Origin of the sequence: Streptomyces fagopyri, assembly GCF_009498275.1 — a bacterium.
GTDB classification, from domain to species: Bacteria; Actinomycetota; Actinomycetes; order Streptomycetales; family Streptomycetaceae; genus Streptomyces; species Streptomyces fagopyri.
This window is the reverse complement of sequence record NZ_CP045643.1, coordinates 2,408,683-2,430,394: the sequence shown is the minus strand read 5'-3', so window position 1 is coordinate 2,430,394 and position 21,712 is coordinate 2,408,683. Positions and strand designations below refer to the sequence as shown.

The window sequence follows — 21,712 nt, the reverse complement described above, 5'->3', positions numbered from 1 at the left end:
GGGTGGTTCGCCTTACCGGGCAGGTGACCCGGAGGTCACGGCGAGGACGGCCCCGGGGCACGCTCCGCCAGGGGCTCCCGCAGCAGTCCGTCCACGGCCCGGCCGAACATCCACCTCCCCGCCCACGCCAGCGGCCGGTCGCAGAACCCGGGCAGCCAGCGCACCCGCAGATCCTCCCGCCACAGCACCAGCGAGCCCCCGCCGGCCGCGCGACGCACCTCGATCTCGGCCCACCCCGTGACGAACGTGCCGTGCTTGACCAGCCGGCACCGCCCCGGGTCCCCTCCCCGGGGCGGCCGCCAGGTCACGACCTCCATCGGGTCGTCGAACGCCACCGGCCCGATCCCCGACCGGGCGACGAACACCGTGCCCTCGGACGTCGGCGGCGGGGTGACCACGCTGACCCGGGTCAGCGGTACGACCCGCGCGTGCCGGGGCCACTCGGTGAGGCGGCGCCAGGTCTCGGCGGGGGGAGTCGGGGACAGGCGTTCCAGCAGGAAGAGGACCACCGGCCGATCGTAGGCGGCCGGCCGCCGGACGAACTTCCCGCGCAACCGGACGAAAGGGCGCGCCACGGACCTACCATTCCCCATTGAGCGGCCAACCGCACTGTCTACAGGGGGAGTTGACGGGCATGCCATTGAAGGCCTACGGCGTACTGATCACCCGGGCGGTCGACGTCCGGCGTGAGGGCTCCACCGGCACTCCGCACTACCAGATCCACCTGGCGGACGATCAGGGAACGCACTACCGGGCGGCGGTCAACGTGCGGTCCCAGGAGGAGCCCTCCGAGCTGCTCTACCTGGTCGCCGACGACCTCCGGCATCCGGTCACCGCGCACCTGGAGGGTCTGCCGTCCGGCTGGAACACACTGCCGCCGGGGCCGGACGGCCCGAACCTCGACTTCGTGCGCGGCAACCTCTTCGACCCGGCGGCGATGCGTTCGCTGCCCCCGGACGCACAGGGGCCCGACAACGACCTGGCCGACCTGCTCGACCACTACGTCCGGCGCGCGGTGGCCGACCCGGCCGCCCGGATGTACGTCTTCGGCGAGCGCTTCGGACCCGAGGCCGCCGTCCGCGACAAGGTCTTCGGCTTCCTGCCCGGCAACGGCGTCCACGACATCCATATGAACCAGGGCAACAGCGCGCGGTTCCAGGGCGACGACGGCGTCTGGCAGGACGGCGGGCTGCTCCTCCACTTCCCGGCGCAGTCCCGGTGGGTCGGCATCTTCCTCGCCTTCCAGAGCCAGGCCTGGCACACCGACGACATCACCGGGCACACCCTCCCCGTGGACGGCTCCCGCCCCGATCCGGAGGGCCGGCCGGTGCGCATCGTGGCGGCCCTGGTCAACCCGCGGGGCCCGGCCCCCGAGTCCGAGACCGTCACGCTCCTCAACGCCTCGCCCGATCCCCTCGACCTGACCGGCTGGCGCCTCGCCGACCGGCTCGACCACGGCTGCGCGGTGCCGCCGGGGCCGCTCGCCCCCGGCGCCTGCCTGGTGGTGCCCCTCACGGACGGCGTCCAGCTGGGCAACCAGGGTGGCCGGATCACCCTGCTCGACGCGCACGGCCTGAAGGCCGACGGTGTCTCCTACACGGCCGGGCAGGCCGGGCGCGAGGGATGGACCGTCGTCTTCTGACACGCCGCTCCGGTGCGCGGACCGTCCCGTGCGTCCCGGCTCCCGTGCGCCCTGAGGTCCGGTCCGTCCTCTTGTCCGGTCTGTCCTCAGGCCCGGTCCGTCCTCAGGTCTGGTCCGTCCTCAGGTCTGGTCCGTCCTGCGGTCTCGCCCGCCTTCAGGTCCGGTCCGTCCTGTGGCCGCGTTCCTCCAGCGCTCCCGTTCCGGTCTCGCGGGGCGCCTTGTCGGCCCGGCGTGCCGGTTGCCGGCCGCTCCCGGTGCACGGGCGGGTACGGGCGGGTACGGGCGGGACCGGGCGCGGTCAGGGCCGGTAGACCGTGCCGGGCTTCGGCTTCCCGGGTGCCAGCAGCTGCGGCACGGTCACGAACACGTACCCCCGCTCCTTGAGCGCGTCGATGATCCCGGGCACCGCGGGCACGGTGCCCGGGTAGAGGTCGTGCAGCAGGATGATCCCGTCCCGGCTCGACTGCTTCAGGACGCGCTCCTTTATCACCTTGGGGTCGTACGTCTTGTAGTCCTTGGCGGTCACGCTCCACAGCACCTCGGAGAGACCCATCTCACGGCAGATCTTCTGCACGGTGTCGTCGGTCCGGCCCTGCGGCGGCCGCATGAGGGTGGGACGGCGCCCGGTGAGCTTCTCTATCGCGTCGTTCGGGCGTCGCAGCTCCGCGCGTATCTCGTCGGGCCCGATCTGCGTCAGGATCTTGTGGTCCCAGGTGTGACTGGCGACCTCGTGCCCCTCGGCGGCCATCCGCCGGACCAGCTCCGGGTACTTCTCGATGTGCCGCTTGCCGAGCAGGAAGAAGGTGGCCGGGACCTTCTTCTCCTTGAGGATGTCCAGCAGCTGGGCCGAGTGCTCGCTCGGCCCGGCGTCGAAGGTCAGCGCGATGCACTTGGCCTCACGGCAGTCCACGGTACCGAACCGTCCGGCGGCCTCGGCGCCGGACGCGGTCTGCGCGCGGACGGCCGCCGGCGCGGTGGTGTGGACGGTGGTGCACCCGGTCAGCGGCAGTGCGAGTGCGGCGGCCGTCACGACGGCGGCCATCGGACGGAACCCGGGCCGCGGTCTTCTCATCTTCCTGCTCAGAAATGGCATGCCGCGACTATACAGGTGGTGTATACACGACATTTATAGCGGCCCCTGGCAACCGCGGCCGCCGCTGTCCCCGCCGTCGTCCGAGAAGCCGCGACGAGCGCAGCACCCGGACGCGTGGCTCCCCGGCGGCCCCGACGGGGCGCGGGCTCCGCTCACGGGGCGCCCGCCGCCGGCGCGGCGGTTGACGCCGCGCCGACCGGACCGGCCGGTGGACGTGCCGGGGGCCCGGCCGCCGGCAGCTGGGTGGCGGCCAGTTCGCGGTAGAGCGTGTCCTCCACGACCAGGGAGTCGTGGGTGCCCACGGCGCGGACCAGGCCGTGTTCCAGGACCACGATCTGGTCGGCGTCGGTGACCGTGGACAGCCGGTGGGCGATCACCAGCACCGTGCACCGGCCCGCCGCGCGTGCGACCAGCTCGCCCAGGGCCTGTTCGTTGCGGGCGTCGAGCTGGGCCGTCGCCTCGTCGAGCAGCAGCACCCGGGGGCGGCGCAGCAGGGCGCGGGCGATGGCGAGGCGCTGGCGCTCACCGCCCGAGAGGGTCACACCGCGCGAGCCGACGGGTGTCTCCAGACCCTGGGGCAGGCGGGCGACCAGAGCGTCGAGACGGGTCAGGGACAGTACCTCCACCAGTTGCCGCGGGGTCGCCGAGGGCGCCGCGTACACCAGGTTCTCGCGGAGCGTGCCGGCCATGACGGGGGAGTCCTGCTCGACGTACGCGATCCGGCGCCGCACCTCGGCGCGCGACAGCGTGGAGATGTCGTCGCCGCCGATCCTGATGGTGCCCGCGGTCGGTTCGTAGAAGCGCTGGAGGAGCGAGAAAAGGGTGGTCTTGCCGGCTCCCGACAGTCCGACGAGCGCGGTCCGGGTGCCACCGGGGACGGTAAAGCCGACACCACGCAGGGCGGGCGCGCGGCCCGGGTAGGTGAACTCGACCCCGCTCAACTCGACGGCGGGCGGGGCGGCGTGGTCGGGGACGGAGGCGGACGCCACCTCGATGTCGTCCTCGGCGGGCAGACCGTACACCTCCTGGATCCTGCCCACCGCGCCCAGACCCTGCTGGAGTTGGGCGGCCCCGCCGACCAGTTGCGAGACCGGGCTCGCCAGGAAGAACACGTACAGCAGGAAGGCGATCAGTTCGGAGACCGACATCGTGCCGTTCGCGACGAAGGTGCCGCCGACGCCCAGGACGACCAGGAACGCCGTCTGGATGGCGGCGCCGCCGACCATGGCGACGAGGGCGCCGTAGCGGGCGCCGACCAGCCCGGCCGCGTACGCCTCCTCGACCGCGTCCTCGGCGGCGCGCGTCTCGCGGCCCTCGGCGCCGTTCGCCTTGACCGTGCGGGCCGCGCCGAGGGTGCGGTCGAGGACGGCGCCGACCGCGCCGACGGATGCCTGGGAGCGGGCCACGGCGGCCTTGATCCGGGGCAGTACGACGGTGATGACGACGGCGACCAGGGTCAGCACCAGCAGGGTCACGGCGAGCAGGCGCACATCGAGCGTCGCCATCATGAACAGCGCCCCGGCGAAGGTCAGTACACCGTTGACCGTCATGATCAGGCCCTCGGTGGCGGCGCTCTTGAGCAGGGTGCTGTCGGAGGTGACGCGGGAGATGAGGTCGCCCGGGGCCCGCCGGTCCAGTTCGGACACCCGCAGCCTGATCAGCCGGTGCACGAGACCGCGTCGTACCTGCCGGACCACCCGCTCCGAAGTCCGTTGCTGGAGCCACGCGTTGAGGCCGGTGAGCAGGGCGCCCGCGACCAGGAGCGCGGCGAGCAGCGCGACCGGCGCGGTGACGCTGCCGCCGCCGTCCAGCCGGTCGAGGACGGTCTGCGCGAACTTCGGCTGCGCGAGCCCCGACGCCCCGGCCAGCAGGGTGAGGAACAGGGAGAGCAGCAGCACGCGCCAGTGCGGTCTCGCATGCCCGACGAGAGCGGACAGCGAGCCCGGGGGAGCGGCGGGCAGGTCGTCGGCGGTCACGGGACACGCACCTCGCCGCCGGCGTCGTCGACGCCGCCGGTGCACCCGGAGGAGCCGGTGCCCCGGTCGGCCCCGGTGACCCCGGTGGACGCGGCCGCCCCGGCCGCCAGCGCTTCGAGGCGGTCCGCGGCGGATTCGCCGCCGCCCGCCGCCCGGAAGGACTTCCCGACGGCCTCGGCCGCCTCGCGGTGGCCCCGCGCCGGATCGAGCACGGCCTCGACGGCGGCGCCGATCCTCGCCGCGTCGGCGCGCCCGAACCGCAGCCGTACACCGGCGCCCGCGTCCACGACCTGGCCGGCCACGATCGGCTGGTCGTCCCGGATAGGCGCCACGACCAACGGGACACCGTGCCACAGCGCCTCGCACACGGTGTTGTGCCCGGCATGGCAGACGACCGCGTCGAGTCGTTCCAGCAGCTGGAGTTGAGGAACGTGCGGGCGGACGAGGAGGTGGTCGGGGAGCCGGCCCCCGACGAGTCCGCCGGGATCGACGAGGACGGCCCGCACTCGGCCGGCCATGGCGCCCAGTGCCTGTGCGGCCGCGTTCAGGAAGCGGGCGCCGGCGTCGTTGTTCGCGGTGCCGAGACTCACCAGGACGGTGGGCAGCGCCGAGGCGTCCAGCCACTCCCAGGGAAAGTCGTCGGCGGCCGTCGGCCGGGCGGCGACGGAGGGGCCCACCAGCCATACCCGGTCCGGGAGTTCGACCGGCCCGAGCAGCGCGCGGGTGGTGTACGCGAGCACGCCGTACGGCGAGAACCGCGGGTCCGCCCCGCCCGCGGTACCGATCCTGGAGCGCAGTTCCGCGAGCAACTCGTCCAGCCACGCGGCCACTTTGGGCATGGCGGCCAGCGGGTCGACCAGTTCGGCGGAGGTGGTGGCCGACGTCGCCCAGGTCCGCCCGAGCGACTCGGCGACCAGCGCGCCCGCCACCGCCTGCTGGTCGCAGACGACGACGTCCGGGTCGTACGCCCCGATCGCCGAACGTACGCCGGGGGCCATGGCGTCGGCCAGCGGGACGAGGAAGTTCTCCCAGAGGAAACGGAAGGCGGCCGGTCCCTTCAGTCCGGCCGGCCGGGGCGGCAGGTCGCCGGGGAGCGCGCACGGGTGGACGACGGCGCCGGCGCCCGCGAGGCTCCGGACCAGTTCCGGGTGGCCCGCCCAGGCGATGTCGTGGCCGCGGGCCGCGAGCACCGCCGCGGTGCCGACAGCCGGGTTCACGTGCCCGACCAGCGGCGGCACCACGAACAGGAAGCGGCCCATCTAGCGGGCCTCCCGCAGCGCGTGCGCCTCCGGGCGCAGCAGCCAGTCACGGACGAGGACGTACGTCTCCTCGGTGGCCTCCACCAGCACCGAGTGACCCCGGTCGGGCAGGACGACCGTACGGCAGTCGGCGAGCGAGGCCTCCAGCATCCCGGTCTGCGCGCTGAGTTCGGACGCGCCGCCGAAGACGGCGAGGACCGGGCAGCGGATCGCGGACAGATCCTCGTCGAGGAGGGCGCTGAGCGGGATCTCCCGGGCGAGCGCGGTCTCGTCGAGCACCCTGCCCGCCGCGCGGAACGGCCGGGCGTTACGCTCGCCCGGGTTCTCCCGCAGCCACGCGGTGACCTCCCGGACGACCTGGCCGCCCTGCTCCCCGACAAGCCCCTCGTACATGTTCTTCGCCCAGGCGCGGGCCGGTGGTTCTGCCTCGATCGCGACGACGCCGGTGACCCGTCCGGGATGCGCGGCGGCCATGGCGTAGGCGACGGCGCCGCCGAAGGAGTTGCCGACCAGCCGCACCGGGCCCTCGACCGCCAGCGCGTCGAGCAGTTCGTCGAGGTCGCGGACGAAATCCTCCATCCGGTAACCGGTCGGCGGCCGGGAGGTCCTGCCGTGCCCGCGCAGGTCGTACATGACGACGTCCATGCCCTCGTCGGCGAGCCGCGGCGCGAGGCTGAAGTAGTAGCTGGCGAGGCTGTCGATGAGCAGGCCGTGGATGAGCACCACGACCGGACGCGGGACGTCGGGGTCGTGCCCCAGCCGCTGGACGTGGACGTCGATGCCGTTCACCCGGAGCGTCGCCACGGTCAGCGCACCTCCGCGACGGCGAGCGTGTCCACCACATGGCCGACGAGATCACCGACGGTCAGCTCGATGATCTCCTCCAGACCGCGGTCGGCGATGAACGCGGCGAAGTTGACGCGCTCGCCGTAGAACTCCCGCAGTTGGGCGGAGAGGGTGACGAGGTCGATGCTCTCCACCTCCAGGTCGTCGTGGAAGGACGTCTCCAGGGTGATCTCGAAGTCGTCGAGCCCGTACTCCTCCAGCACGACGCGCAGGATGGCCGAGATGTCCGCGAGGACGGTCGCCGTGTCCGGCGCCGGGCCCTTCGCCGACCGCGGATCCGTGCGGGGGCCTTCGAGTTCAGTGGTCATCTTCGCTCTCCTGATCGTTGACGGCCGTCCAGGCCACGACGTACTCGGTGCCGGGTCCCGCGGACGGCTGGGGGGCGGTCAGCGCGCAGTGCCGTACGCGGTGGTCCTCGCCCGCGGCGCGGACGGTCAGGCGGGTGTCGTCCGCCGCGGTGACCTCGAACTGCTTCGGCTCGCCGCCCAGTCCGGTGCCGCGCGCCTTCGCGACGGCCTCCTTGGCGGCCCAGAAGCGGGTGAACCAGAGACGCTCGGCAGCGGCAGCGGCAGCGGCAGCGGCAGCGGCAGCGGCAGCGGCACCGGCGTCGGCGTCGGGATCGGCACCGGCCTCGGGACCGGCACCGGGATCGGCAGCACCGCGTTCGTGCTCGGGCTCGGCGGTGGGCGCCGGTTCGTGTGCGGGTTCGCGCGCGCCGTCGGTTCCGGCCTCGCGGACGAGGGTCCCGAGCAGTTCGCGCTCGCGGGCGGTGAGGGCGACGGCGAGGGTGGCGGGCGGACGGTCGGTCACTTCCTCGATGTCGATCCCGCAGGGCCCGTCGGTCCTGGCCATCGCCACGGCGGTCGTCCCCCGGTGGGCGATCGACACGTGCAGCGCGGGCAGCCTCCTGCCGTAGCCGCCGGTCACGCGGGGGCGGCCGGTCGGCTCGTTGCCCACCCTTATCTCGGACGGGTAGAGGGGGCCCGCGCCCCGTTCCCACAGCAGGTGGCGCACCGCGTCCTTGACGGCGATCCTGCCGAGCAGCCACTGCCGGCGGCCGCGCGGCGTGTGGGCCGCGTACTGCTCGCGCTCCTCGCCCGCCAGGATGTTCCGCATGATCAGCTCGCGGGTGGCCAGATCGGGCCACTCCTCGTGGAGCAGGGCCCAGCCGCCGGGCCGCATCCGCGACAGCGTGTACCGCTCGGGCTCCCGGTCCACCGCGCGGATCCACGGGTTGCTGTCGAACCGGCGGTCCTGCCAGCCGCTGAACTCGGCCCACACCCTGCCCCGATGGACCAGCTGCATATCGGCTTCGAGGGCGCTGTCGGTGACGGACGTGATCCGGATCAGGCACTCCAGCCGCTCACCGGGGGCGGGATGCGGGCCGTGGAAGCGGATCTCCTTCATGCCCACCGGGAACACCGTGGTGCGCACCGGCAGTCGGGACATGATCCAGTAGCCGAGAAGCTGTCCGACGTTGTCCAGCAGGGCGCCGGGCGCGGGCGGTGTGACGAGCACCCCGCGTACGTGCCGGTCGCCGACCGCCGTCAGTTCGCTCAGGCCCTGGAAGAGGGGACCGTGGAACATCCAGCGGCGTGAGTAGAGTTCCGCGGCGGTGAGTCCGGGCCTCTCCTCCTCGGCGGCCGGAAAGGTCCAGGGCCGGCCGGGCGCCGACTCGGCCCGCTCCGGCGCCAGTTCGACGACGGCCTGGGCGTAGGGGCCGAACGAGGCGGCCACCCGGTCCGGGCCCTCGGGCACGATCCGTACGGGGATGTCGACCGCCGGGACGGCCGTGACCCACTGGTGCAGCCGCACGTCGTGGACGGCGACGGCCCGGCGGCCGGGGGCGGCCCGCTCGGCGTGCTCCATGAGATGGGCGATCACGGTGGTGCCCGGGACCACCGGCCATCTGTCGGCCGGGTCGGCCTGTGCGGGCTGTCTGAAGAAGCAGTGGTCGAGGAGGTAGGGCATGGTGTCGACGGAGACACGCAGAGTCGCTTCGAGCGGCCGGAGTCCCGGGAGCGGACTGTTCGTACGAGGGACGGGCGCGCCGGTGTCCGGGGAGGCCGGCGGGGACCCGCGGCGCGCCGTACGGGCGGCCGTCACCACGTCCGAGGCGAGGGCCGTCGCGTCCCGCAGCAGCGCCGCCAACTCGGCTCCGAACGGGCCCTGTTCGTCCAGCGCGCCCGGTTCCGCGGGCGCCGCGGCCGGGGTGCGGTGCCGGGTCAGCGCGGCGGCCACCCGGTCGCGGGTCGCCGCGTCCAGGGAGACGTTCGCACCGCCGAGGTCCAGCCGGACCGGCCGTGCCGCCCGGCGAACGGGGCGGGCCGCGGCGGCGGCGGTCCCCGGCGGCCCGGCGAGCAGCGGAGCGAGGTCCGGCGCCGCCCCTTCCGCCCACAACGCGCTCGCCACTCGGTGGAGTTGGGGAAGGCCCGAGCGGTGCGGGGAGTGCGCGGGGACCACCAGGTGGTCGCGTCCGTGCAGGGTGTCACCGATGAGGGAGCCGAGCTGTCCGGCCCCGAGCTGGACGAAGGCGCGGAAACCCGCCGCGTACATCGTGTCCACCAGCGGCCGGAAGCGGACCGGTTCGAGCAGATGCCGGACGAACAGCTCGCGGATCGCGCCCGGTTCGTCCGGGTACGGGGTGACGGTCGTCGCCGACCAGAGCGGGAGCGCGGCCGGGCGCAGGGTGTAGGCCTCGGACGCCTTCCTGATCGGGTCGAGATAGGGCTCCAGCATCGGGGTGTGGAACCCGGAGCGGAACGGCAGGATCTGCGAGACCACCGCCCGGGAGCGGAACACGCCGACGAGCGCCGCGACGGCGGGCTCCGGGCCGCAGATCATCGACTGGTTGGGGGCGTTGTCGTGCGAGAGGACCACGTCCGTACGGCCGGCCAGCTCCGTGAGCACCTGTCCGGCGGGGGCGCCGATCGCGGCGAACGCCAGCCCGGGCACGCTCAGCGCGTCCGGGTCGAAGTCGGCGAGGAAGGCGTCGACCTCGTCGGGCGGGTGGATCCCGGCGACGGCCATCGCGGTCCACTCGCCCAGGCTGTGCCCGGCCAGGGCGTCCGGGACCACACCGAGCCGGCGCAGCGCCGCGTCCAGGAGCCGCCCGAGCTCGAAGACCCCGGTGCCCTGCCGGCCCACGTGCCCCACGGTCGCGTCGGTGACGGCCGTGGACCAGGGGAGTCCGAAGTGACGCGAGATGTCACCGGAGTTGGGCGCGAACTCGGCCTCCAGACCGGGGAAGACGAACGCGAGCCGGCCGCCGCCCGGTCCCAGCAGCGGCCTCGGCACGAACCACACGTCGTTGCGGCCCCGCCACGCCCTGCCCCTGGCGACCGCCTTGCGGGCCAGCGCCAGCCGTTTCGCGGTGGGCGCGACCACGGCGAGCCGTACCGGATCGGTGGCGGGCGCGGTGGCCCGCTCGTCGAGACCCGCGGCGAGCAGCGCGGAGTCGGAGCGGTCGAGCAGCGCGGCCATCGCCGCGGGCGTCGGCGCGGTGAGCCGCAGCACCCGCTCCGGCTCATGGACCTCGTACGCCGTGACCGTCCCTCGGGCCGCCGCCTGTTCGAGCACCACGTGCGCGTTGATGCCGCCGAAGCCGAAGGCGTTGACGGCGGCCCGGCGCACCGGCTGCCGGTCGTCGGTGTGCCAGGGACGGGCGGTGCCGATGGGGGCGAACCGCGTGCGGGCCAGGGCCGGATGCGGTTCGTCGCAGTGCAGGGTCGGCGGCAGCACCCCGTGGTGGACGGCGAGCGCGGCCTTGATCAGTCCGGCGATGCCCGCGGCGGGCATGGTGTGCCCGATCATCGACTTCACCGAGCCGATGACGGCGGGGCTACGGGTGGGCGTACCGCCGGGCGGCCCCCCGGACGTACCGCCGCGCCGGTCATCCGGGGGGCCGGCGGACCGGCCGCCGGAGGTCCCCGCGTGGCGTGGCCCGGCACCGGCCGGTGCCGGGCCGGGCCCCTCACCGGCTGCTCCCGGTCCGGACCCCTCACCGGCCGGCCGCCTGTCGGGCCACTCGTCCGCCGGCGGTCCGAACACCTCGGCGAGGGTGGCGAGTTCGGTGCCGTCGCCGGCCGGGGTGGCCGTGCCGTGTGCCTCCAGGAGGCCGATCGAGCCGGGTGCCGCCGGGTCGAGCCCGGCGGCCTGCCAGGCCTGGCGGACCGCGCGCACCTGACCGCCCGAGTCGGGCGCCATCAGGCTGGTGGTCCGTCCGTCGGAGGCGACGCCGGTGCCGGTGATCACCGCGTAGACCCGGTCGCCGTCCCGCTCGGCGTCGGCGAGCCGCTTGAGGACGACCACCCCGGTGCCCTCCCCGATCAGCACCCCGTCCGCGTCCTTGTGGAAGGGCCGGATGCGCTCGCTGGGCGAGAGCGCGCCGAGCTGGCTGAAGACGCTCCAGAAGGTGATGTCGTGGCAGTGGTGCACCCCGCCGGCCAGCATCACGTCGCAGCGTCCGCTGCCGAGTTCACGCACCGCGTGGTCGACGGCGATGAGCGAGGACGCGCAGGCCGCGTCCACGGTGTAGGCGGGACCACGCAGGTCGAGCCGGCCTGCCAGCCTGGACGCGGCGAGGTTGGGCACCAGCCCGATGGACGATTCCGGTGCCTCCGGACCGAGCCGGTCGGTGAACGCCGCCCGAACCGACTCCAGTTGGGCGCTGTCGAGATCGGGCAGCAGCTCGCCCAGGGTCCGTACCAGCTGGCCGGCGGTCCGTACCCGCTGGTCGAGCCGGACCAGACCGGGGGTGAGGTAGCCGCCGCGGCCGAGCACCACGCCGACCCGGTGCCGGTCGGCGGGCAGCCGGTCCGCGCCGCCCGCGTCGGCGAGCGCCTGCGCGGCCACCCGCAGCGCGATGAGCTGGTCGGGCTCGGTGGCGGGGACCGCGGCCGGCATGATCCCGAACTCGGTGACGTCCAGCTCCGCCAGTTCGTCCACGAAGCCGCCGCGTCGGCAGTAGACGCGGTCCGCGCGGGGTTCCGCGCCGGGCGCGTAGTACTCGTCGGCGTCCCAGCGCCCCGGGGGTACGTCGGTGATCGCGTCGACGCCGGAGACGAGGTTGTGCCAGTACGCGGCGAGGTCGGGGGCGCCGGGGAAGAGGACCGCCATGCCGACGATGGCGACGGGCTCGGCGCGCGTGTCGGGCACGCCGGTCACCAGCCCGAGGCGGTGTAGACGACGGCGGTGTCGGCCGCGGGGCCCCACGCCAGCTCGCGCAGCAGGCAGGCTGCGCCCTCCTCGGGGTCGATGAGGTGGACGCCCCGCCCCGCGTAGTGCCGCATCAGCTCGGGGGTGACCATCCCGTGGTGGCCGTCGCCGGTCGGAGCCCAGGGGCCCCAGTGGACGGTCAGCCCCCGGCGGCCCGTGCGGGACGCCGCCCAGCGGGCGCCGAGGGACTCCAGGGCGTCGTTGGCGGCGGCGTAGTCGCTCTGACCCCGGTTGCCGAGGGTCGCCGCGATGCTGCCGAACAGCACGGCGAACCGCGGACCGTCGGGCAACTCGCCGATCGCGTCCAGCAGTTCGTGCGCGCCGTCGACCTTCGTACGGAACACCCGGTCGTAGGACGCCGGGCTCTTCTCCGCGATCAGCTTGTCCTCGATCACACCGGCCGCGTACACGACACCGTCGAGTCGGCCGTGTTCGGCGTGGATCTCCTTCACCGCCCGGCGCACGGCGTCGCCGTCCAGCGCGTCCACGGCGCGGTAGCGCACCTCCGAGCCGAGCGCTGTCAGCGTGCGCAGGGTGGAGCGGACCTCGCGTTCCGCCTGGATCCGGCCGATCGCCCGCTCGATCTCGGCGGGGACGCGCAGACCACCCGCGATCAGCGCGGAGCGCAGGTCGCCCGTGCTGTGCGCGGCGGCGACCGCGGGGTCCTCCTCGTCCTCGGTCAGGGCGGTGCGGCCGAACAGCTCGATCCGGCAGCGGCTCGCGGCGGCCAGGGTCGCGGCGAACCTGGCGGTGATGCCCCGGGCGCCGCCCACCAGCAGGACGACCGACGTGGTGTCCAGGCCGAGCGCGGCGGCCTCGGCCGCACCGTCCCCGGCCGGGCCCGCGCCCGTGCTCCCGAGCAGGCCGAGGCCCTCCTCGGTCATACGCAGTCCGCGCCGGGTTCCGGGTGTGCGCAGCACGACCGGTTCGCGGTCGGGGGCGGTGAGTTCGGCGACGAGATCGGCGGCGAGGTCCTCGGGCCCGGTACCGGGGGTGTGCTCGACGACCCGTGCCACGGTGTCGGGGTACTCGCGGGCGATGGAGCGGAAGAAGCCGCGCAGCCCCGGCGCGGCACCGGAGGCCAGGACCCAGCGCGGGCCGCCGGCGAGCGCCTGCCGGTACGCGGGGTAGACGTCCGGCAGGGCGGGCGGGAAGTCCGGGGCGACGAGGTGGAGGAGACCGTCGAACTCCTCATCGGCTGGGGGCTCTTCGGTGGTCACCGCGTGGGCGCCGTGCGCGGTCAGCCGCGCGGTCAGCGCCTCGGCGACCGGTCCGCGGCCGAGCAGCAGAAATCTTCGGCCCACCAACTGGTCTGTGGTGGTGTCCGGTTGCGCGGGCGCGAGGTCGAACTCCCGCATCACGAGCCGCCTGGGCGCCACCACGACGGGTTCGGCGGGGGCCGGTCCACTGTCCGTGGCACCGGTCCCGGCCGCCTCGCCCAGCCCGCCCGCCAGCAGCGCGGTGATGGCGGCGGCGGTACGGGCCTTGGCCAGTTCCTCGATGCCGGTGTCGGTGTCGCCTGTGGTGGTGAGTCCGAGTCGGGTGGCGAGTTCTCCGGCTATCTCGGCTCTTTTGATGGAGTCGACGCTGAGGTCGGCTTCGAGGTCGAGGTCGGGTTCGATCATGTCGACGGGGTAGCCGGTGCGCTCACCGATCACTTCGAGTACGAGGGCGAGGACGGTCTCCGGGGTCGGGGTGGTGTCCACCGCGGCGTCGGCGGAGGTCCGGGCGGGCCCGGCGGTTCGTGTCGCGCTCGCCTGTTCCACGAGCGCGGTGATGGCGGCGGCGGTACGGGCCTTGGCCAGTTCCTCGATGCCGGTGTCGGTGTCGCCTGCGGTGGTGAGTCCGAGTCGGGTGGCGAGTTCTCCGGCTATCTCGGCTCTCTTGATGGAGTCGACGCTGAGGTCGGCTTCGAGGTCGAGGTCGGGTTCGATCATGTCGACGGGATAGCCGGTGCGCTCACCGATGACCTCCAGCACCACGGACAGCACCGAGCCGCCCGCCGCCTCGGCGCGCGGAGGGACGGTGACGGCGGGCAGCGCCGTCACCGTGACAGGGACGTCGGCGTACGTCACCGGGGCGGAGGCGCCCGCGTACGCGACGGGGGAGGGGGGCCGTACCCCCGGGTCGGCGCCCAGATACCCGAGCATCACGTCCCGCTGCGCCGCGATCATCTCCCGGCTGGTCCGCAGGAACTCGCTGATCAGGGCCTCGGAGCCGGTCGGGGACGCCGGTCCGTGCGAGGTGTCGCCGCTGGTCATCAGGGCCTCCGGGACGCGCTCGGCGGGGTGGAGTGCGGCGGTGGGGATCACACCGTCCGCCGTACGGAGCAGATGGCCGTCCACGGTCCAGGCGGCGCGCCGGTGACGCGTGGCGCGGGTGGCGTCGCGCGCGTCCCGGTCCTGGAAGAGCCACCCGGTCCTGACGTCCACCCCGGCGACGGCCAGTCGGGCGAGCGCGGCCAGGAAGCCGGTGAGGCCGGTGCGGTGGCCGTCCTCCAGGGCGACCGTGCGATGCGGCCGGTCGCCGAGCACCGCGCCGACCAGCCGGGTCAGCACCGAACCGGGGCCTGCCTCGACGAAGACCCGGGCGCCGGCCTCGTACATGGCCTCGATCTGGTCGGCGAACCGGACCGGCGCGCCGATCTGGGCCGCCAGTTCGGCCCGGACCGCCCCGGGTGAGAGCGGGTAGCGCTCGGCCGTACGGTTCGACCAGACCGGGAAGTCGGGCTCACGCAGGGGGACTTCGGCGAGGGACTCGGCGAACCGTTCGCCGGCCGCCGCGACCAGCGGGCTGTGGAACGCGCAGGCCACCGGGATGCGCTGGGCGCTCAGTCCCCGGGCCCGCAACCGCTCCACGGCACCGAGCACGTCCTCGGTCGGACCCGAGATCACCGTCTGGCGGGGGGAGTTGCGGTTCGCCGTCACCACCGACCCGTCGAGGCCCGCCTCCGCCAGGGCCGTCGCGACCTCCGGTTCGGACGCGGTGACGGCGGCCATGGTTCCGGGGTCGCCGCCGCCCGTGGCGCCCAGGATGGCGGCGGCCCGGTCACGGCTGGCCCGCAACAGGGCCCCGGGCGTCAGGACACCCGCCGCGGCCAGCGCGGCCAGCTCTCCGTAACTGTGCCCCGCGGCCATCGCCGGGCGTATCCCGGCCCTGCCGAGGAGCTGGAAGGCGGCGAGAGAGGTGAGGCCGAGCGCGGGCTGCGCGAGGGTCGTGTCGGTGATCCGTTCCCGCTGCTCCTTGCGGCTCGCCTCGTCGAAGGGAGCGGGCGGGAAGAGCACACGGGCCGTCGTCTCGTCGAGCCGCAGATGACGCTGCAACTCGGGGAAAGTCACGAACAGTTCCGCGAACATCCCGGGCCGCTGGCTGCCCTGCCCGGGGAAGAGAACCGCGACGGCCGCGGCACCCGGTACGGGGCCGGGCGCGCCGTCGGCCGGACCGGACCGGTCCATGGTGGCCGGCGGGGCCCCGGCGGCGTCCGGGGCACCGGAGGGCCGGCCGGCCTCGGCGGCGGAGAAGGACGGGCGGTTCCCGGGGTCGGCGGCGGCCCGGTCTTCCTCCGGGTCTGCGGTGAACAGGCCTCCCGCTGGCGCGTGTTCGCCCGCCGCCGCCCGCCCGAGCAGGTCCCTCAGCTCGTCGGTGGAGGCGGCGACCAGCGCGATGTGTACGGGGAGGCCGCGAGGCGCGGCGGCCTCGGCCCGCCGGGACGCGGCGAGGGCGAAGTCCCGCAGCCGCCAGGGCTCGTAGGGTCCGGGATCCGCCTCGACCAGGGTGAGCAGCTCGGCGGCGGCACGCTCGGCGGACGCCCGGTCCGCGCCACGGAAGGTGAACAGCTCGGCGGGCCACTGCTGGGCGGCGCTGGCCGGCGGTGGCCCGTCCTCGTGGGCCCGCAGTACGACGTGGAAGTTGGTGCCGCCGAAGCCGAAGGCGCTCACACCGGCGACGCGTTCCGCCGGGGCGGTGGCCCAGGGCCGGGCCTCGGTGTGGAAGGCGAACGGGCTGCTGCCCGCGTCCCAGGCCGGGTTCGGCTCGGTGAGGTGCAGGGTCGGCGGTCGTACGCCGGTGTGCAGGGCCAGCGAGGTCTTGATGAGCCCGGCCAGCCCGGCGGCGCACTTGGTGTGACCGATCTGCGACTTCACCGACCCCAGCGCGCAACTCCCGGGCTCGGCACCGGCCTCCTCGAACACCCGCGTCAGCGCGCCGAGTTCGGTGCGGTCGCCGACGACGGTCCCGGTGCCGTGCGCCTCGACGAGTCCGACCTCGGCGGGCGAGACACCCGCGTTGCGGTACGCCCGGGTCAGCGCGTTGTACTGGCCCTCGGGCCGGGGAGCGGTCAGTCCCAGCGCCCGGCCGTCACTCGCGCTGCCGACTCCCTTGATGACCGCGTACACCCGGTCCCCGTCGCGCTCGGCGTCCGCGAGGCGTTTGAGGACGACACAGCCGACGCCCTCGCCGAGCGCGATGCCGTCGGCGGCGCTGTCGAAGGGCGCCGAACGGCCGGACGGCGACAGGGCGTGGGCGGAAGCGAAGAGCAGGTAGTCGTTGATGCCGTTGTGCAGATCCGCGCCCCCGCACAGCACCAGGTCGCTCGTCCCGCCGGTCAGTTCCTTGCACGCCACATCGACCGCGGTGAGCGAGGACGCGCACGCCGCGTCCACGGTGTAGTTGGCGCCGCCGAGGTCGAGCCGGTTCGCGATCCGGCCCGCGATGACGTTGGCGAGGACGCCGGGGAAGGAGTCCTCGGTCAGACGCGGCAACTGCGCGTCCAGGGCGGGCGGCAGGGCGCCGAGATAGGAAGGCAGCACGGACCGCAGGGTCATGGCGTTGGACAGGTCGCTGCCCGCCTCCGCGCCGAACACGACCGAGGCGCGGGAACGGTCGAAGGGCCTGCTCCCGTAACCGGCGTCCTCCAGGGCCCGGCGCGCGGCGTCGAGGGCCAGCAGCTGCACGGGCTCGATGGCGGGCAGCGAGGCCGGCGGAATCCCGTACCGCAGGGGCTCGAAGGGTATTTCGGGGAGGAACCCGCCCCACCGGGACGGGGTCCGCTCGCCGGTTCCGGAGCCGTCGGCGGCGTGGTAGAGGCCGGCGTCCCACCGGGTCGCGGGCACCTCGGTGACGGCGTCCTCGCCCGCCAGCACATTGGCCCAGAAGGTGGCGAGGTCGGGGGCACCGGGGAACATGCAGGCCATACCGACGACGGCGATGTCCAGCGGCTCGGGGGAGGGGGCGGTGGCGGGTTCGGCAAGGCCGAGAGCGGTCCGCCGGTCGGCCAGGAAGGCGGCCGCCCCGGTGGTGACCGAGGCGTGCAGAGCGGCGACGGTGGTGACGGCCGAGCGCAGCACGGCCACTTCACCGGCCATGAACATGCCCTCGGCGAGCTGTCTCTCCTCACCCACCTCGCGCAGTGCGCCCCCGGCCCGCTCGATCCCCTTGCTGGCCAGCCGCAGCCGGCCCACGTTGAGCCGTTCCAGCTGTTCCCAGGCCTCGCGGCCGGGCACGGCACGGGCGGCCAGGTCCTCCTTGACGGCGGCGAACTCGTCGGTGAACGGGCTGCGCACACAACGGGTGGCGTGCCCCGGGGCGGTCTCCAGCAGGTCCGTGCGCTCGGCGGCGATCACCTGACGCTGGAACAGGGGCAGCACGGCGCCCGCGCCCACCGCCTCCTCGGTGAACAGGTAGGCCGTGCCCATCAGTACGCCGACGGCGGCACCCCGGGTGCTCAGCGGCGCGGCGAGTGCGGTGACCATCGCGGCCGACCGTTCGTCGTGCACCCCGCCCGCGAACAGCAGCTGCAGTTCGGCCGCCGTGCCGTTCCTCGCACTCGCCAGGAAGTCGCCGAGCACGCCGAGTTGCGCCTCCCACAGCGGGAAGCTGTTGCGCGGCCCCACGTGTCCGCCGCACTCGGCGCCCTCGAAGACGAACTTGCGCGCGCCCGCCTCCAGGAACTGCTTCAGCAGGCCCGGGGACGGCACGTGCAGGAAGGTGGAGATGCCCGCCTCCTCCAGCACGGCGGCCTGTGCGGGGCGGCCGCCCGCGATGATCGCGTGGGAGGGGCGGATCTCCCGCACGACGGCGAGCTGGGCGGCCTTGATCTCCTCGTCCGCGAAACCCAGGACGCCGACGCCCCAGGCGGCGTTCCCGAGCGCGTCCCTGGTCCGCTCCAGGACGGCGCGGGTCTGCCCGGCGCCGGAGAGCGCGAGAGCGACGAAGGGGAGCGCGCCGTGCGCGGCGACCTCGGCGGCGAACGCGGCCTGGTCGCTGACCCTGGTCATCGGCCCCTGCGCGACCGGCAGTTCGGTCCCGAGCGCACGGCTGCCCGCACTGCCGGCGCCGAGCGCGGGACCGGCGTCCTTCAGGGCTTCGAGGACGGTGTCCCGTACGCCACGCACGGCCGCGCGGACGGTGCCCCAGCGTTCCTGGAAGCGGACCGCGAGGAAACCGTCCTGGCCGATCTCGGGGGCCGGGGCGCCGTCCGGGGCTCCCCGGCGGCGTACGACGCGGCGGCCCGCCTCCAGGGTGGTCTCGGAGCCGTCGAGCCCGGCGAGCAGGGCCCGGGTCCCTGCGGGCAGCTCCGCCTCGGCCTCGCTGAGCAGGGCGAGTTGGGTGTCCAGGACGACCCCGGCGCCGCCACCCGCCACGACGGCCGCCGCGGTGTGAGGTCCGGCGCCGCCCCAGGCCCAGACCGGCAGGTCGAACGTCTCGTCGGCGAGCAGCTGCTGCACCAGGACGAAGGTGCTCAGTTCGCCCACGGGGCCGCCTGCCTCGTGGCCCCGGGCGATCAGCCCGTGAGCGCCGGCGGCGGCGGCCCGTAACGCCTGTTCGTGGCCCGTCACCTCGACGAGCGTGCGACGGCCCGGGAAGTCCGCGGGGGTGCAGGAGGCGTCGTCCGTCAACAGGACGGTGTGCGCACCGGCGGGGAGTTCCCGTGCCGGAAAGGCATCGTTGTCCCGGAGCCGTACGCCGAAACCGGCGGGCGACCATTCCCCGGCGAGCGCGAGTTCCCCGGCCGCGCGGCGCCCGCCGGAGGTGAGGTCCAGCACGCCCAGGCCTCCGGCGCGGACGGCGGCGGCGGTGACCCGCGCAGACGGGACGGCGAACGGGTTCACGGCGATGACGATGTCGTCGACAGCAAGCGGGCCGGAGGTATCGATATTCGGTACAGGCACGCGAACGCTCCAATATCACACGGGAGTGAGGAATGGTGGGGGAGAGCGGAGAGCGCTTGCGCCTCACAACAGGCCGCGGCCGATGTGAGGCACGTTCATGCTTATTGCGCATCCGGGTGAAAGTCAAACTCTCAAGGAGGCAGGTCTTACCGGACGTAACACTGCTGACACGGCTGCTTCGGATTCCCGTGCGGACAGGCAACACCCGCTTTGTTCCTGGGCAGTTGAGCGGTTGGTCGACCGCTGTTCGGATGCCGGTCGCTCGCCGGGTCGGCCTGCGGAAATGGCTCCTGACGAAAAGTCAAAGCGGAGCGTACGAGGGCGCGCGCGGAAACGTATTGTTTCCCTCGATGTAAATTGAATCCTTCAACGGTCGTGCGTCGCATAATCGGAATTCGCGCCGGGCAAAAGGGTGGGATTCGTCACTTGGGTGTGAATAGCCGCGATTCGTACTGGCCGGTAGGTTGGCTTGTTCGGTCCGGTCCGCGGCCCTGTGGATCATGTTCTTTCGGCAGCCTGCGCCGGCCGTCCCGCCGCGAGCGCTCGCGGCGGGATTCGGCAGCCGCCGCGGGAGCGGTGGCCGGAGGGGCGGACGGGACGTTGCGCGCCGGGTCCGGCGGCGGCTGCCCGTACCGCAGGCCGGGTGGACCGGCGGACACGCACGCGTCCACCGCGGTCCGCACCCGTGGGACCAGCGCGCCCCCTGCCGGCCAGGAGCGCCCCGGCCCCGATCCCGCCCGGCTGCCCGACGCCGTCCGCCCGACCGGACACGGGCGCCCTGATCGCCGTTTCCCAGGGCCGCTTCTGGCTCGTTCCGCCGGGATCCGGGCCTGGACGGGGTCCGCGGCCGCCTCGAAGAACGGCGCGAACTCGTTGCCGCCGGGCGTGCGGGGGACGGGGTTTCCGGTCATCGGCGGCGGCGCCGACGACACCACGCCCGGGCGGCACCCTCGCGTCATGGCCGGCGCCCACGTGAACCGGCGTCAGGACGGGGAGAACCCGTCGCCGGCTGACCGGGCGGGACCCACCGCCGGACGTGTCGAACATCCGGCCGGCCCCCGTCGGCGTCGATCCCTGGTTCCCTCGCCGAGCCGAGCCGAGCCGAGCAGGCCGGGCCGAGCCGAACGGGCCGGGCCCGACCGGTTCGGTGCCGAGCGCCCCGAGCGGCGGCCGTCTAGGGCAGGTGCGCGCCGGTGAATGCGTCGCCGCAGCTCACAGGGTTCCTACCGAAGATGACAACGGTGACCGGTGCAGCCTTTGCCGAATGCCCGGCCGTGCGTTTCACTTCGATCGAGGCACTCGACGCACAGGGGGAACACCTACAGCATGAGCGATCACGGTCATGACCACGGATCCGGGCACGCGCAGCGGCACGAGCACGGTTCAGGGAGTCATGGCGGCCACTCGCACGGGGTGTCGGCGGACGCCGACCGCCGCTGGCTGGCGATCGCGCTCACTCTCATCACCGCGTTCATGGCGGTCGAGGTCGTGGTCGGTGTCCTCGCCGGTTCGCTGGCCCTCATCTCCGACGCCGCGCACATGCTCACCGACGCCGCGTCCATCGTGCTCTCCCTGATCGCCATGCGGCTCGCCGCACGCCCGGCCCGCGGCGGCTTCACGTACGGACTCAAGCGCGCGGAGATCCTCTCGGCCCAGGCGAACGGTCTGACGCTGCTGCTGCTCGGCGCCTGGCTGGCGTACGAGTCGGTGCGCCGACTCGTCCACCCGCCCGCGGTCGAGGGCGGCCTGATGCTCGTCACGGCCCTCGTCGGCATCGCCGTGAACGTGGCCGCCACCTGGTGCATCTCCCAGGCCAACCGCTCCTCGCTCAACGTCGAGGGCGCCTACCAGCACATCCTGAACGACCTGTTCGCCTTCGTCGGCACCGCGGTCGCCGCGCTGGTGATCGTCCTGACCGGCTTCACCCGCGCCGACCCGATCGCCACGCTGATGGTGGTGGCCCTGATGGCGAAGGCCGGGTACGGGCTACTGCGCGAGTCCGGCCGCATCTTCCTGGAGGCCGCGCCCGCGAATGTCGACCCGGACGCGCTCGGCGACCGGCTCGTCGCCCTGCCGGCCGTCGTCGAGGTGCACGATCTGCACGTCTGGCAGATCACGTCCGGCCAGGCCGCGTTGTCCGCGCACGTCCTGGTCGAGCCCGCCGGGGACTGCCACGCCGTCCGCCGGGACCTGGAGGAACTCCTGCGCCACGGCTACGGCATCACGCACACCACGCTCCAGGTCGACCACGCCTCGGAGCAGGTGCTTCAGGTGACGCTCCCCGGGGACCGCAAGCTCCTCGACGACCCGGGACACTGCGAGGACGCCCACGGTCCGGTCCACCGGGACGAACCGCACGAACACTGAGCCGGCGGGCACGGCCTCAGGGTCAGACCGAGGCGCGATCGGCCCGTGCGCGACCGGTCTGCGGGTGTTGGTCACGCGTGTGGCCGACCTGTGGGTGCTCGCCATGTGTGGGCTGGGACGGTGTGTGAGGGGCGGGCTCGGGA

Annotated in this window: 10 protein-coding genes; 2 read left to right on the top strand and 8 right to left on the bottom strand. The window is 74.0% G+C overall.

The features are described from left to right. Positions 1 to 35 precede the first annotated feature (35 nt). On the bottom strand, positions 36 to 509 hold the full coding sequence (locus GFH48_RS10360; protein ID WP_153292843.1) for an SRPBCC family protein: 474 nt from the start codon (positions 507 to 509) through the stop codon (positions 36 to 38). Positions 510 to 634: 125 nt separating this feature from the next. Between GFH48_RS10360 and GFH48_RS10355 the strand changes: the two genes are divergently transcribed. After that, a complete protein-coding gene (locus GFH48_RS10355) occupies positions 635 to 1,642 on the top strand; it encodes a DUF2278 family protein (protein WP_153287978.1) in 1,008 nt (335 codons plus the stop codon). 298 nt (positions 1,643 to 1,940) lie between these two features. On the opposite strand, the gene GFH48_RS10350 is transcribed toward GFH48_RS10355, so the two are convergent. The 7 genes from GFH48_RS10350 to GFH48_RS10320 all read right to left on the bottom strand — a co-directional run bounded on the left by GFH48_RS10350 (position 1,941) and on the right by GFH48_RS10320 (position 19,202). Then, on the bottom strand, positions 1,941 to 2,714 hold the full coding sequence (locus GFH48_RS10350) for a polysaccharide deacetylase family protein (protein WP_153292842.1): 774 nt from the start codon (positions 2,712 to 2,714) through the stop codon (positions 1,941 to 1,943). Between the two features lie 173 nt (positions 2,715 to 2,887). After that, a complete protein-coding gene (locus GFH48_RS10345) occupies positions 2,888 to 4,633 on the bottom strand; it encodes an ABC transporter ATP-binding protein (RefSeq protein WP_407698707.1) in 1,746 nt (581 codons plus the stop codon). Positions 4,634 to 4,707: 74 nt separating this feature from the next. Next, positions 4,708 to 5,970, bottom strand: a complete 1,263-nt coding sequence (locus GFH48_RS10340; protein ID WP_153287977.1) for a glycosyltransferase — start codon at positions 5,968 to 5,970, stop codon at positions 4,708 to 4,710. Beyond that, positions 5,971 to 6,774: an alpha/beta fold hydrolase gene (locus tag GFH48_RS10335; protein WP_153287976.1), complete on the bottom strand. Its 804-nt coding sequence runs from the start codon at positions 6,772 to 6,774 to the stop codon at positions 5,971 to 5,973. A gap of 2 nt (positions 6,775 to 6,776) precedes the next feature. Further along, positions 6,777 to 7,124, bottom strand: coding sequence for an acyl carrier protein (locus tag GFH48_RS10330; RefSeq protein ID WP_153287975.1), 348 nt, complete (start codon positions 7,122 to 7,124; stop codon positions 6,777 to 6,779). Continuing rightward, on the bottom strand, positions 7,114 to 11,934 hold the full coding sequence (locus GFH48_RS10325) for a beta-ketoacyl synthase N-terminal-like domain-containing protein (RefSeq protein ID WP_407698706.1): 4,821 nt from the start codon (positions 11,932 to 11,934) through the stop codon (positions 7,114 to 7,116). The genes GFH48_RS10330 and GFH48_RS10325 overlap by 11 nt, the downstream gene beginning before the upstream one ends. 44 nt (positions 11,935 to 11,978) lie before the next feature. Beyond that, positions 11,979 to 19,202 (bottom strand): type I polyketide synthase, encoded by a 7,224-nt coding sequence (locus GFH48_RS10320; RefSeq protein WP_194280546.1) that lies wholly within the window; start codon positions 19,200 to 19,202, stop codon positions 11,979 to 11,981. Positions 19,203 to 20,528: 1,326 nt separating this feature from the next. Between GFH48_RS10320 and GFH48_RS10315 the strand changes: the two genes are divergently transcribed. Then, positions 20,529 to 21,569: a cation diffusion facilitator family transporter gene (locus GFH48_RS10315; RefSeq protein ID WP_153287973.1), complete on the top strand. Its 1,041-nt coding sequence runs from the start codon at positions 20,529 to 20,531 to the stop codon at positions 21,567 to 21,569. The last annotated feature ends 143 nt before the right edge of the window (positions 21,570 to 21,712 follow it).